The sequence below is a fragment of the Photobacterium lipolyticum genome (assembly GCF_003026475.1).
Lineage (GTDB): Bacteria > Pseudomonadota > Gammaproteobacteria > Enterobacterales > Vibrionaceae > Photobacterium > Photobacterium lipolyticum.
Map to the genome: position 1 here is coordinate 285,452 of NZ_PYMC01000003.1, position 13,548 is coordinate 298,999.

Here is a 13,548-nt window from a genome sequence, read left to right on the forward strand (position 1 = left end):
TTTACTGGAATGCTGATTTAATAAAACTCAGAGAGCAGAAACAGTGCCACACCAGCCAGTGCCAGCAGTAATACGGATATTTTGTGAAAAAGGCTGTGCTTTACAATATATTCAGTGGCTGAGAGTTCAGGTTTCGCCGAGGGGGCAACAGGCCCAGACTGGGTATTTTCCTTAACGGTATGTACCAAACGACACGTTTTATCTGGTAACGGAACGCGAAAGCCGTAATTCGGGAGCACCTGAATCGGAATTGCCATGGAACCGTTACGCTCTAGTTTTCTACTTAGCGAGACCAGAATGGTGTTCAAATCAAACGGGGGTTGGTTTAAATCATTATTCGAACCTGGCTGAAGGAATGCTTTGTCGTAGAGTGCTTGTAGGTTGATCACTTCGCCAGCGAAGTAGCACAATACCTCCAGTAACTGGGTCTCATTAACCGTCAGCTGAGTCTCGGTTTGATCCGGCCAGACCAGTAAACGTAAATCCGGCTCAAAATCGACATGCTGGAATCGGTAACAGCGGGTCATTGTTTTTGTCGTCATGGCAAAATCACTTCATGCTATATGATGGTGAATCGCGCCATTAACCAGCCATAACTCATGTATAACCAGAAACAAACACGGTGCATACCCATCAATAAAAACGTGTTGCAATAGGCCTCAATTATCGTCGAGGCGTGAGATTCATCGGTGTATCAAAACAAATCAACATAATGTGTATCGTTTAATGCGACTGATATAAGTGTTGATGGCATTGTGAGGAAGTTCAAATTTCGTTTATGGGATATTGCCTTAAAAAAAAGCCCGTTAGCGATATGGGCTAACGGGCTTCGCACGTTTGGGGTGATTATCTGTTATTTATCATTGTCATAATGGAATTATGATTGGCGAGCAATTGCCTTGCAAATAACCAGATTAAGACACAAGATTGTTAACATAGTCATACAAGTCTTTGAGGATCTGCATCTTCTTTTCATTCGATTGATGTATAAGCGCGAGCGATTCAAAGTTTTCCATGTAAGCGGGCAGGTTGTCTTCAAAGAAATCCTGACAGTGATGTTTCCATTTTTGCTGCTCTGCATAATCGAGCGTCATCGGATAATTACGTGCACGATAACGAAATAGCAAAGGCTTGATACGCTTATCATCAACCTTCAAATCTAGGCTGCCCAGTGACTCTGGTGCTGTCTCACGAATAATATCCATCGCTGAACGATCTGCATGAGAGAAGAAACCGTCGTATAACATGGCATCCACATTATCATTGGCAGCGAACTGACGATCGACACTGAATATGGCCAAGAGTTTTTCCCTAACTTCAGGATGCTCTTTAAGCCGCTGTAAATTCTTCAGGCACTGTTCGCGATCAATACCAAGACGTTCGGCATCTTCCGCTTTTAGTGTTTTAGCCGGGGCCAGAACCGGGCATTTATTGAGATGCACCAGCTTAACCGGAACAGGCAGCTCATCCGGGCTTAGTTCGTTACGCTTGGTATAGAGCCGCTCTCTTAACGTATCTGCATCCAGCTCAATTAATGGTGACGGATCGAGCGCAAGGTTAACGGTGATCACGGCATTTTTATTATCAGGGTGCCATGCCATCGGGACGATCCAGCTGGTATTGCCACAGCCGACACCAAACATGCCAGAAACATGTACCAGCGGGGAGAGGTTAACAATGTCGATTAACTCTTGCAGCTGGCGTTTGTGGCGCAAACTGAACAAGTAGTCAAATAACTTCGGCTGCTTGGTTTTTAAAATTTTCGCCAGTTCAATCGTCGCATACACATCGGCCATTGCATCGTGCGCATTGGCATGTTCAATACCATTGGCAACCGAAAGCGCCTCAAGTTTAAAACTCGGAAGACCATCTTCGTTGTTAGGCCAGTTGATGCCTTCAGGCCTTAAGGCATAACAGGTACGCATAATGTCGAGCAAATCCCAACGTGAGTTACCGTTCTGCCAGCACCATGCGTATGGGTCAAAGAAATTTCGATAAAGCGTATAACGCGTTACTTCATCATCGAAGCGGACATTGTTATAACCAATCACGCAGGTATTGGGCTTCGATAGCTCTTCATGAATTCGGGCGATAAATTCGGGTTCAGAAAGCCCTTTTTGCTGCGCTTCCTGTGGTGTAATGCCGGTAATTAAGCAGGCTTCCGGTGACGGCAGGTAATCGCTGGGAGGCTGACAGTAAATAACCAGAGGCTCACCGAGGATGTTGAGATCCATATCGGTTCGAATACCAGCAAACTGGCAAGGGCGATCGGTGGCTGGCTTAGCACCAAAGGTTTCGTAGTCCAACCAAAACAGTGTTGGTTGGTTTTCATTGTTGCTCATTATAATCTTCTGCACAGTTAATGATCTGTTGTCTTTGGTAATAATAACAGAGAATTATTACGGTTGCGGAATTAGATTGGGTGAAGGGGCTTATAAACCAATGATAATGAAGAACACGTGGTGTGAGTCGTGAAAAGGAATGTTGGTGCTTATGCCAAAGATTGTCACCCGGCACCAGTTAACCATGCTGTGGGGCAACAGGCCGTCAGAACTGCGCTTAGCAAGGCGATCACACTTTGATATGCATGCTGGCATCTGGACGGTACCGAAAGAACTAAGCAAAACCAACAAGCCTATCCGCCGACCAATTCCCACCAAAGCCAGAGCAATATTAGAGCGGGTAATGGAAAACCATATGGAAAGCAGTGACGATGTATTCTTCCCCGGCCCAGACCTGAGCCAGTCTATGACCATTTCAGGCGCTAATCGCTACATCCGGCGAATACGCGACAACTTGCCATTAGAAAGCTGGCGAACCCACGACTTCAGACGATCACTCTCAACAGGCGTGTCAGAGCTTGGCGTAATGCCGCATGTAGCTGAGATGCACGGTCACGAGCTGGGTGGGGTACTGGCCGTCTACAACAAGCATGATTGGCTGGATGATCAGCTGGTGGCGTATGAGATGTATGCGGATAGATTGACAGATTTCTTAGACACCAATGATAGATAAAATGTATAATTCCCATCTTTCATCTGGTTTCATACTAAACGCTGTGTTGTAGCTGTGGGCAGGTAAGAAATGAGGGGGTAGTTGATCGCGAATATACGAATTCTATTCGTTAATCATCTTCGTAAATCTGCTTAAAATGGGAAGACATACGATCTGAGTTCGTAGAATAAAATGTTATGCGATTAGGAGTTTTATGGCAGCAATATTTGATGCATGGGCATTAGCGGTATTCTGGATAATTGCGCTGTGTGTATTCATAGTCCTTGTTACAATTCCATTTAATCATTGGAAGAAAAGAGGGATAGTTGTTGTCGCATTGTTTTGTATAGCGGTAACAAGTTTTCTTTCATTATTTTTGCTGGAATACTTGATCAAAAATGAAGTGTCAGAACTGATTAATGAGAATAGCTTCGTAATTGAATCTTATGAAGGCTTTGATAATACGATGTTACTCAACGCATTAAAAAATAAGCAATATGTTAGTACTCATAAAACGCGCCCCTTAGAAAAGCGAAGTATACGTGTAGTAGTTCGTTCGGGAGAGTTTGAGCTACAGGTTGCTCAAGATTCAAAGAACCCATACTTATATTGGGTTTACTATCCTAAATATCGTTACAGTCGTGGGAATGAGCTTGGTAAAGTACGCATCAAAAAGTATGAGTAAAACTTCGCATAACAAAAACATCAAGGTGACGCGTTACACTCGGCGGTTTTGGTATGGAGTTCGGTGTGCTTGGAGAGTTTATCGTGGCGCACCTTATGTTCGGCGTTGGTATTTTGACTGGTCAGTTAATTACATTTTAGAGTGATGTTCTTCTTATATCATAGTGAATTATAAGTTGGTAACTTGAATTCTTTATTAAATTGAGATTAATCTGTTTCTTTTTTATATGGATGATGTTTATGGCTAGTTTGGGGTATTGTAAAATCGATGACTTAAAGTTGAGTGCGAATAGCTCTAACGCAATTTCAGAAATTAGCGATTTGATTGGTTCTGGTAATATGTTATCTATTGTTACATCTACTATACCATTATTTCAAATATTTCTTAGTCCAGGGAAAGGAACGGCATTTGAAGCTACTGTGAGTATTCGAGAATATGACTGGGAGCTATTTGGTAATGCGCTTTCTGCAACAGGTAAAATCACAAGGTCACGAATTTTTAATGTCGCATATAGCCAAGAATTTTATACATATGGTAAAGAGCAAGAGTTTTGGAGGTGCGTAAGTGAAGCTAGTAAATAGTAGTATTATAATGATTGCTACATTATTAACTGGCTGTACAGCACAAGTTAATAGTGTTGACGCACTTAAAATGTATTCAGATAAATTTGGTGAATGCCAACGATTGTTGCATAGTAATGTAGATATACCACCTCCAAACCTATGGTTTGAGGCATTGTCTAATGAAGATAAGCTGAACGTGTTAGGCTATTTATTTCAGCGAAACAATAAAAATTGCATAGAAAAAGAAACTCATATTATTTACAAATCTTTTACTAATGATGGTAATGAAGAGATTTTAGATTTATTTATTTCAGATTTGCCAGCTATGGAATCAATGGCAAAGAAAAGAGTCTCGCACTTGAATCAAACAGAACTTAATAAATTACAAGAATCATATAATAAACCTTTCGACTTAAGGGAAGTTGCTAAGACGCTTAATTTGTTAAATTGACACGCGCATAACAAAACAATCAGAGTGATGCATTACACTCGGCATTTTTGGTTTGAAGTTCGGTGCGCTTGGTTGATTCAACGTGGCACACCTTATTGTAGGCGTTATAACTTTTAATAATTAAATAGAAGCATAATAATGATATTTGTACGTAGATTTTTTGCATATTTTATAGATGTATTGCCGATTACACTTTTGAGCGTTGCGTTCTTTTGGTTCTTTCGCGATCTTGAACCAGCATTTTACAATTATATTGCTAATAAAAGCGATGTTCAGGTAAGACTTGACTTTCAATTGGTTAAGATTCAAGTTAGAGAGTTCGCTTCACTGCTTTGCCTGATTTACTTTATAATCTTTGAATGTTCTGGTTCGTTAAACACTTTCGGTAAACATGCTTGTGGAATTAGAGTTGTTCAATTGGATGGTAGTAATATAACTCTAAAGCAATCTCTCAAGAGAAATTCGCTCAAGTTTTTTTCTGTACTAATTATTGGGTTAGGTTTTCTATATCCACTATTTAATAAAGAAAGATTGTTTCTCCATGACAAAATGTCAGGTACAAGAGTTATTCGCCGCAGCCAACTATAAAACAATCAAGGTGATGCCTTTTACTCGGCATTTTTGTTTTGAAGTTCGGTGCGCTTGGCTAGTTGGTCGTGGCGCACCTTATGCTCGGCGTTAATCTCGACAGGTATATAAAACAGCGGTCACGATAAAATGACCGCTTTCCATCCATCATCTCCCACAACCACCAACTTTCATTTTCCATTCTTCAACCGCCGACCGTAACCATCTTAACGGCATTAGCGTAACCGGATCAGGAAAGCCTCGGCTTTGACGCCATTTGTAAATGGTAGCTTTGCTGGTGATCTCAAACATATCCAATTCGAGTGCCGATTTACTGATCCTCGATGAAATCGGGGTACAGCGCGGCAACGACAACGAGGCGCTAACCATTAACACCATCGTTGATAATCGTTCTGCCGACGGCTTACCAACAGGGATTTTAACTAACCTCAACTACAGCGAACTTGTTAAGCAACTCGGCGAACGAGTTATAGACCGGCTTAAAACAAATCAAGCGCACTGGGTTGAGTTTAACTGGCCAAGCTACCGCTCAAACGCGTCAGCGGCCTAAGGATAACATTGCAATGAGTATAAAAAATTCAGAGGTGCTTACATGGCGATTTTAGTTAAAACCACCTCTCACCAAGATGATAAAAACCGTTGGGGAACGCAGTGGCAATGCTTCGCAGATGCCGTAAGCCTGTATGGAAAGCCGTTTCAGTTAGACGTATGTGCAGAGCCAGAAACAGCCAAGTGTGAACGTTATTTTGTTTTACTTGATTGGTTCTCACGTAACCGGTTATCGAACTATGGCCTGCATGGTCATGAGACTTTCTGGTTCAATCCAAGCAACAAGATCGTTGGTTTCGATGGGCTGACATGTGACTGGAAGAACGACTGGTACTGCAATCCACCGTTTGATCTCAAGCGTGAATTCATCACCAAAGCCTACATCGAATCGAGGGCAGGGAAGTCAGGCATGATGCTGATGCCCTACGAACCGCTAACCAGTTGGTGGTTAGATTTGGTGGGAGATAAAGCCACGGCGGTTTATACCCCTGATGGTCGTTACAACTTCTATAAACCAGATGGAGCAACCAAGAAATCCGGCGTTAACTTCGGTTCGGTGTTTGTGCTGTTTACACCGCATAAAGTCAAAATAACTCAAAGAATTCCATTCAAACGCGGCTGCGGTGCAGCGCTAAAGGCAATGGGGGAGGCAGCATGAAGAAGATCGAACGGTTGCTAGCAAAGTTCAACCTGAAAGGGATTAACTACGAACCATCGAAAGGTGGCAAGGCGCTACTCAGCTTAGATGAGCAACTGGCAATTGTGGGTATTACGTGGAAGGAATCACCAGTGGGGTTTTTGGTGTTATTCGTGGAATGTCTGTCTGATAAGCCAGCCGCTCAACAGCTTTACAAAGCTACCTTGGTTGAAGCCCATAAAGCGATGGCCGACTGGCGAGGCGTTTACCCAATTAAAGCACTCGAAGCGTTATGCATAACGGCAATGACGGAAGCAACCCAGCAACAAGGCCGTATCTGCCCCGAGTGTAATGGTTCTGGTGAGGTAATTGATAAGCAGCGCCACAGTCGCAAGTGCCAATGTTGTGACGATGGCCGAATACTATGGACCACCGAAACCCGCTTCGCGCTGTTCTGCCAAACACTGCCGATCACCTATTCGCGATTCAAACGCTATCAGCCAGTGTTGAGCAAGTTAGTTTGTTGGTTAATAGGTCAAAGGTCAGAAGCTGTATTGGCGTTACAGAGTAGGGTGGTTAGGGAAGAGGAAGTGGCGCTGGAGGTAGCTTAGGGAAGGGAAAGGCGACGGGAGTCGCCTTTAAGATATATCGATAGTACTTCCGTTAAAATTATTTTGATTCACTCCAATATTCAGATATTTCTGTTTCTAATTGTGTTTTTTGTTTGTAAATGGAAAACATAAAAAACTCATTTCTTGATTTCGTGTTAATAATATTCAAGCCTTGATGCGGTATATTTTTTCTCGATTCTATGTTCGTTATTACGATCCAATTTTCATCCATTTCGTATATATGATAGGTTTCATTGGAAATTGTTGTTTTGTAATGATCTGATAGTTTATTAAAATCATATTTCTTTATGAAAACCCAGCTTTCCAATTCAATATTTAGGTTTTCTTTATTATCTTCGTCTGTACCTCTGGATCTTTGTTTGCGCTTGTTGAATATATAATAAGCAATGGCTTTTTCTACCGTGTCTTGATATTTATCACATTCAATCAAGCAAGAATATGGCATCCCATCTAAAGTGGAAAATACATCATTATCATATATTATTCCTCTTTTTTGAGAATGCATAACAAAATCTACAAAAATCAACACTGAATTGTTGAATAATGATTTACATGAAAATGGTTTAACACCATCCTTACAAAATACTAGGGGGATGTGTTTATTGCTATTATATCTTGAGTAACTATATGTATTTATAAACTTGGATAGTTCTTCTCTGTCATATTTAACTTTTTCACTTATTGATATGAGTTCCTTCACAAAATGTTTTTTAAACGAATTTTGAAGTTTATCATGTTCAAAGTATTTACTTGTGGCTAGCTTATCTCTCGTTAAAGCCAAAGGGAATATCCCGTGATTATCAAATACACATATATCGATATTATGAATTTCAATATCATCAAGGCCTCCTAGTGATAATGTAACTATAGGACTTTTTTGTTCATGGATGTATATTCCATTGCAATAGGTTTCACCACTCTGATATCTATTTCCAAAACTCCATAAGAAGAGTTCTAGCTCTGTATCTTCTACTTTATTCCAAGATTCATTTAAAGAGCTCTTATTTATTGTTTTATGTCTTTGTATATCATCGGATTTACCGTCATTAATATATTTAGTAGCTATTTCAGGTGTGTCCATATAATACCACCAAGAGCTAATGGCTTCATCATCACTATAATACCTTTTTCTTTTTGGTTCTTTTATGAATGAATCTTTTATTATCTCAAGAGTTTTTTTGTCACTATGTATTGTTATTTCCGTGCCTATTTTATCCTTCGTTGAATATGATAGCTCAATTTCATCTGAATCTATTGAATAGTTGAATTTCACTGCCTTTGATTTTTCATCAACATGTTTTGTCAATACATCTATTTTATTTCCGATGAGAAATCCTGCTAGCATTCCTATACCAAACTTACCTGTTCTTGGAATGTGTGAATTATTGTCATTATCTGTATAAACGGATTTCCAAAACTCAGAGGTTCGATAGGAAGAGCCTATTTTTAAAAAATAGTTTTTAATGATTTCAATGCTCATCCCTACACCAGAGTCTTCGATAGTAAGAGTTGAGTTATCAACGTTAATAGTAACTGAAATTGGATAAGGTATGTCATGGTCGATGACATTCATGCCTGATTCTAGACAAAATCTTTCATTGCAAGCATCTATAGCGTTTTGTAGTAATTCTCGAATGCCGATTTGTGGATGGTTACCGTAAAGTGGCTTAATAAGTAAAGGAAATAATTTTTGGTTGTCGGATTTAATTGATAATAATTCAGGGTGATAGGTTTTATGGTTTTCTAGAACATATTTTTTTGGGTTGTCTATGTTGGATTTAACTCTTCGATATATTATAGACAGGTTTCTTATTTTTGGGTAGCGACTATAAACCTCTCCAGTTGTTGCCCAAAACTCGTCTAATTCCTTTTGTAATCCTTCCAATAGATTTTTTATTGAAATTAGTGTGCTTGCATCTTCTGGAAAGGCTTCAACAAAAATTAGCTCTTCATCTGGGTGGGAGTCATTTGTTGATATTATGGAAAGGTGTTTTTTCCACTCCTTAATGGATATTGGACTACAAAATCCTTTCGTTTTGAAAAGAAACTTTGGTGTTCTATCTTCTTTAAATTGTAGATAGTCAGCAAGTCTGATTAACCCCATAATATAAGTGGGATGGGTTTTCCTGTATTCCCGCTTTTTTTCTTCTCCGAGGAGATCAACAATATATCTTAATCGATGGTTATGACTTCTGGCTACAACACCTGATAATTGATTTAAATAACTTAACTCATTATTGAAAATATCGATTGGACCATTAACTGATGGAAAACCATAAGTTGCAATAACTTGTGCAATACAGGCATGATATTTTCTTATAAAATCACCAATTATTATTCTTTGATCGTCATTAAGTGATTTGCATCCTATTTCGGGTAGTTCTACGATTCGATTTTCATTAAAAAACTTATGCCAATCTTGCTCATCAAATTTTTTCACGTCAGAGTTGAATTTATTCCATCTTGATATCCATTCATCTTCATTGTCAAAGAGGAATAAGACTCCATTGTAAGTATCATTTGACAATAAATTCCATAGGGCATCTTTTGATAAGTGCATTGCACAATCATGAAGTAAAATTGACGTTGTTAATACATATACATCTTCAGGAGTAATTAATTCCAAAGCTTGATCAGTTATTAAACTTTCAGCAGTATTAATAACACTCTGCACATGAGATATACCATGGTCTGTATATTCAGGGAAGAACTCCATATTATTAGCACTTAGCCATTCAGAAAAGCAGTTCATCAAGATTAAGAGCTTTCCATTAATATCGTTGTTTTTTTGTACTATTGTTAATAGCTTTGATGGTAAGGTTATATTCATAAGATTATCGTTTCGAATTTTACATGTGTTGAGATGGATTTAATTGTTTAGCTTAAGAATTGTGAGAATCCAATCTGATGATAAATAAGTAAGAATGAAAGAAACAACAGTTGCCCATAGTAATGTTATAAAAGCTGCTTCATTCCAATGATTTTCTTTTTGATCTGATGGAGGTTTTCTGTCAATATCAATTTCAAATTTACTTAAGAGAAGAACTTCATCATTCCGATAATCTTTCCATGAATGTATGGTTATAGTAGTAAGCCTTATTAAAATAAGAGAAATGATTATTATAAGAGCAGAGCTCGCTTCAATTATATACCTTACCCAACTTGCGTCAATTTCTCCTTTCTTAGAAATTAAAATTGATGAAATGATAATTCCTAGTATGGCAGTAAGTAATTTGATGAATAGATTTAAATAATTATTGTATTGATTGTCTAGAAACTTAATTTTGTCTAAGATGAATTTATACCGTTCAATTGCAAACTGGTTAGTAAGTTCTATTTTCTTTTCTGCTAAAGTATCTAATTGGGACATGTACGAAAAATCCTGATGCTGAGTAATTTGGTTATAACATCTAATTGTTACTAATGGGGTGCTGAAAATTTGGCACGCTACCGCCCTTGAGTCATAGCCTCACAACCAAAATGGCAAGAAATTTTGCGGGACATTATGCCTTATAATCCGTCATTAAGTGTATGTTGCATATCAATGTTTTTAATCTGTTTGATAGAAAAGATACTTAAAATTAATGCACTATCAGTTGTGGTTGATTTCGACGTAAGAGCATGCCGCCTAGATATCCGTACAAATTTCAACCTGATTGTTGACACTCACCCTTAAATGGCGCAAGATTACCACGTTGAGAAACCTCGCCTGATTGGCGGGGTTTTTTCGTTTTAGCACTATCAACTAGAATCGGCGCCTTTGGTCTTTAGATCAGCGGCGCTTTTTTTATGGGTGAAAAGCATGCAAGAAAAACTCAATTCAGCTCTGGCGTATTTCTTCGCCTGGCTGTTGGCTTTCTTCGGGGCGCTGTCACTGCAAGATTGGGCCACCATCATTGGCGTGGGGTTGGCGATTGGTACGTTCTGTATCAATCGCCACTACCGAAAGAAAAGCTTCAAGTTGTTGCAGCAGCATCCCCAGTTGAGGGAGCTGTATGAAGATATCAACGGCTAAACGCTGTATCGCTGTTGTTATCGTTAGTCTGTTATCTGCTTTGCCAGTTGGCACATTAAAAACCAGTGAAGTTGGGTTGAAGTTGATAACGGATTACGAAGGGTGTCAGCTTAATACTTATCAATGTTCTGCTAATGTCTGGACCAATGGCTTCGGCCATACTGTCGGTGTCAGCCCTGATTCAGTGGTTACACATGAAGAGGTGGTCGATAACCTGGTGAAAGATGTGCAATCGGCTGAGGCCGTAATTGATAAGCAAGTAACGGTACCACTCGAACAATTCCAGTTTGATGCGTTCGTCAGCTTTGTTTTTAACGTCGGGGCAGGGAACTTCAAACAATCGACGTTGCTTAAAAAGCTAAACACCAAAGACTATACCGGAGCGTGTAATGAACTTACTCGCTGGGTATATGCCGATGGCAAACGCTTGAAGGGCTTAGTTCGTCGAAGAAATGCCGAGAAGGAGGTGTGCTTGAATGCTCTCTAATATCAAAGCGTACTTCGGCTTTGGTGTTGGGCTTTCTCTTGTTGTCAGCCTCTTATTCAATTATTCCCAATCTCAAGTAAACGAAAACCTAAGCACACAGCTTATAACTTCCAACCTTTCTGTTAAGTCTCTTACTGCCAAGAACCAAGCGCTTGATAACCAAATGCAGGCGTTGTTGTTGGATCGTGATGTGGCGCAACAGGCTGCTGATGAAAATCAGCGTGAGGTATTGAAGTTAAGGCGCGATGCTCTGGTTAAAGTGAAAGAGGTTCGGACGGTGATACAACATGAAGATTGTTATTCTCGGCCTTTGCCTGACAACGTTATTAAGCGGATGCACTACAACTGAAATTGTCACTGAATATCGGGAGGTGGTTGTTAAGCCTCCCGCTTCAGACCTTACCTTATGCTTACAACCTTCTGATTTGCCTCCCGCCACGTATGGCGAGGCGGTTGAACGTGATCCTTTATGGTTCGCTTCCTGGAAGGAGTGCGCCAACAAAATTCAACGTTTGAGAACCTTCTACGGCTTCTCGAACGTTAACCCGAATACGGGCGAATAAGTCATTACCTATTGGGTGGTCGTCCACCGTTAAAACCTAGTCGCTCGTTCCTCATTAGCTTTGTTTAGTTTTATCTTCCTGCGTCAGTACCTCGCCGTCTTTGTTGTTAGCCACGACGGAGCTCCTTACTCCTGAGCGCAATATAAGAATCAAAAAGGTATTAGCCCGCGTATCCCGCGACATTAAGGCCAACGTCAGGCCGAGGCGAACAATGGCGTGACACCCGGAGAGACGGGATTACTTTTATCGAGGGTGGTTATGAATAATGAAAAACGGCTCTGGAATACCAGTGAATTAGAGCAGTTTGGTTCTCACCGCTCGACTGTTCGAAAACGTCTTAAGGCAGCAGGCATCGAGCCCGTTGCACACAAGGGCAATACACCGCTTTACGATGTTTGCCAAGTTGCGCCTTATCTGTGTAAAGCGCCGGTGAAAGAAACCGATGCGCGCACATTGTTGTTTTTTGTTATGCGATTTTCCATGCTGTCGCATATTAAATCTACTATCCTTCATTGTTAATGAAGGTGAGAGGTTTTACACCGCCTTTTTCCGCTCAGATATTTAGGCAGTTAGCATAAACCAACTAATGTTTATCGTTTTCTGTCTAGTATCTAATTCCAGCTGAAAATAGGCAGAATTCTGTTTAATAGCATTGTTAGGACAGAGGAAAGGAAAAGAGCATGAAACAGATATTCGTAAGGTTAGTCGTACTTGTATTTGCATCGTTGTTGATGACCACTGCGGCTTCTGCTCAACAATCGGCCGAAGATGAGCTCCTGAATAATTGGCTTGGTAACTGGAAGTCAACCGTTGTATTCAAGCAATCAGAATGGTTTCCTGAAGGAAAGACTTGGGTGGAATCAAATGATATCCAGTGGAACCTTGACGGTCACTTGCAGCAGATAGTGACTCTTAGCGATGAAGAAAAACATCTTACAATTCAACGCTACAACAAGAGAATCAAGAGGTATGAGAGGTGGGTTATTCATGCTTCTGGCGATTCAAGCTACTGGATAGGAACTTGGGATGAAAAATCAACGAGCATGAATTGGGAGTACATGGATTTCGGCACCGGCTTTACAGGAACGATGGTGGAGTCTTCCGCCGGCGAAGGCAAATCGCAAACGACGTTAATCATGAAAGATAAGTACGGAAACGTGCTCCTGGATGGCCGGATTGAACGTGTACGAACAGAGCAGCAGAAAAACTAATGCCTAACAAAAGCATAATCGGCGGCAACAAGCATACGTTCCTCACTATGCTTCGCCGCCGGTTATGTTGGACGTTAAACGGCATTCAACAACTGAATCATCCAGCCTGCCAATGTCCCCATTCCTTGATGGATCAGAAAAATAGGTTCTTCTGAGAGCCCTGTATTGCCTCA

At 40.3% G+C, this 13,548-nt stretch carries 18 protein-coding genes; 14 read left to right on the plus strand and 4 right to left on the minus strand.

What is annotated here, in order from left to right; translation table 11 throughout:
* Positions 1-17: 17 nt before the first annotated feature.
* Together C9I89_RS06520 and sbcB are read right to left on the minus strand one after the other, a co-directional pair.
* The gene (locus C9I89_RS06520; RefSeq protein ID WP_107282539.1) at positions 18-542 is read right to left on the minus strand and encodes a hypothetical protein; all 525 of its coding nucleotides are present in this window, start codon (positions 540-542) and stop codon (positions 18-20) included.
* A 372-nt stretch (positions 543-914) separates the two neighbouring features.
* The gene (gene sbcB, locus C9I89_RS06525) at positions 915-2,342 is read right to left on the minus strand and encodes an exodeoxyribonuclease I (RefSeq protein WP_107282540.1); all 1,428 of its coding nucleotides are present in this window, start codon (positions 2,340-2,342) and stop codon (positions 915-917) included.
* Between the two features lie 151 nt (positions 2,343-2,493).
* On the opposite strand from sbcB, the gene C9I89_RS06530 reads away from it, so the two are divergent.
* The 8 genes from C9I89_RS06530 to C9I89_RS06565 all read left to right on the plus strand — a co-directional run bounded on the left by C9I89_RS06530 (position 2,494) and on the right by C9I89_RS06565 (position 7,078).
* Complete coding sequence (locus C9I89_RS06530) at positions 2,494-3,015, plus strand: tyrosine-type recombinase/integrase (protein ID WP_245905420.1); 522 nt, start codon at positions 2,494-2,496, stop codon at positions 3,013-3,015.
* A 193-nt stretch (positions 3,016-3,208) separates the two neighbouring features.
* Positions 3,209-3,679, plus strand: a complete 471-nt coding sequence (locus C9I89_RS06535) for a hypothetical protein (protein ID WP_107282541.1) — start codon at positions 3,209-3,211, stop codon at positions 3,677-3,679.
* Positions 3,680-3,918: 239 nt separating this feature from the next.
* On the plus strand, positions 3,919-4,260 hold the full coding sequence (locus tag C9I89_RS06540; RefSeq protein WP_107282542.1) for a hypothetical protein: 342 nt from the start codon (positions 3,919-3,921) through the stop codon (positions 4,258-4,260).
* Complete coding sequence (locus tag C9I89_RS06545) at positions 4,244-4,693, plus strand: hypothetical protein (protein WP_146155050.1); 450 nt, start codon at positions 4,244-4,246, stop codon at positions 4,691-4,693. The genes C9I89_RS06540 and C9I89_RS06545 overlap by 17 nt, the downstream gene beginning before the upstream one ends.
* Before the next feature lie 138 nt (positions 4,694-4,831).
* The gene (locus tag C9I89_RS06550) at positions 4,832-5,281 is read left to right on the plus strand and encodes an RDD family protein (RefSeq protein ID WP_107282544.1); all 450 of its coding nucleotides are present in this window, start codon (positions 4,832-4,834) and stop codon (positions 5,279-5,281) included.
* A 277-nt stretch (positions 5,282-5,558) separates the two neighbouring features.
* The gene (locus tag C9I89_RS06555) at positions 5,559-5,831 is read left to right on the plus strand and encodes a P-loop NTPase family protein (protein WP_170107639.1); all 273 of its coding nucleotides are present in this window, start codon (positions 5,559-5,561) and stop codon (positions 5,829-5,831) included.
* Positions 5,832-5,873: 42 nt separating this feature from the next.
* Entirely contained in the window at positions 5,874-6,488 is a 615-nt protein-coding gene (locus C9I89_RS06560) for a DNA N-6-adenine-methyltransferase (RefSeq protein WP_107282546.1), read from the plus strand.
* Positions 6,485-7,078, plus strand: coding sequence for a hypothetical protein (locus C9I89_RS06565; protein WP_107282547.1), 594 nt, complete (start codon positions 6,485-6,487; stop codon positions 7,076-7,078). Before C9I89_RS06560 ends, C9I89_RS06565 begins: the two co-directional genes overlap by 4 nt.
* A 58-nt stretch (positions 7,079-7,136) precedes the next feature.
* On the opposite strand, the gene C9I89_RS06570 is transcribed toward C9I89_RS06565, so the two are convergent.
* Positions 7,137-9,929 carry an HD domain-containing protein gene (locus tag C9I89_RS06570; protein WP_107282548.1) on the minus strand — a complete coding sequence of 931 codons (2,793 nt, stop codon included), beginning with the start codon at positions 9,927-9,929 and terminating at the stop codon, positions 7,137-7,139.
* 39 nt (positions 9,930-9,968) lie between these two features.
* On the minus strand, positions 9,969-10,469 hold the full coding sequence (locus C9I89_RS06575) for a hypothetical protein (RefSeq protein ID WP_107282549.1): 501 nt from the start codon (positions 10,467-10,469) through the stop codon (positions 9,969-9,971).
* A gap of 432 nt (positions 10,470-10,901) precedes the next feature.
* On the opposite strand from C9I89_RS06575, the gene C9I89_RS06580 reads away from it, so the two are divergent.
* From C9I89_RS06580 to C9I89_RS06605, 6 genes are all read left to right on the plus strand, one after another.
* Positions 10,902-11,114, plus strand: a complete 213-nt coding sequence (locus tag C9I89_RS06580; RefSeq protein WP_107282550.1) for an HP1 family phage holin — start codon at positions 10,902-10,904, stop codon at positions 11,112-11,114.
* Positions 11,095-11,601, plus strand: coding sequence for a lysozyme (locus C9I89_RS06585; protein WP_107282551.1), 507 nt, complete (start codon positions 11,095-11,097; stop codon positions 11,599-11,601). The genes C9I89_RS06580 and C9I89_RS06585 overlap by 20 nt, the downstream gene beginning before the upstream one ends.
* Positions 11,591-11,950 carry a DUF2570 family protein gene (locus C9I89_RS06590; protein WP_107282552.1) on the plus strand — a complete coding sequence of 120 codons (360 nt, stop codon included), beginning with the start codon at positions 11,591-11,593 and terminating at the stop codon, positions 11,948-11,950. Before C9I89_RS06585 ends, C9I89_RS06590 begins: the two co-directional genes overlap by 11 nt.
* Entirely contained in the window at positions 11,889-12,164 is a 276-nt protein-coding gene (lysC, locus tag C9I89_RS23035; protein WP_425440405.1) for an Rz1-like lysis system protein LysC, read from the plus strand. Before C9I89_RS06590 ends, lysC begins: the two co-directional genes overlap by 62 nt.
* A 258-nt stretch (positions 12,165-12,422) precedes the next feature.
* Positions 12,423-12,683 (plus strand): hypothetical protein, encoded by a 261-nt coding sequence (locus tag C9I89_RS06600; RefSeq protein ID WP_107282553.1) that lies wholly within the window; start codon positions 12,423-12,425, stop codon positions 12,681-12,683.
* A gap of 161 nt (positions 12,684-12,844) precedes the next feature.
* Complete coding sequence (locus C9I89_RS06605) at positions 12,845-13,375, plus strand: hypothetical protein (protein ID WP_107282554.1); 531 nt, start codon at positions 12,845-12,847, stop codon at positions 13,373-13,375.
* Positions 13,376-13,548: the final 173 nt, after the last annotated feature.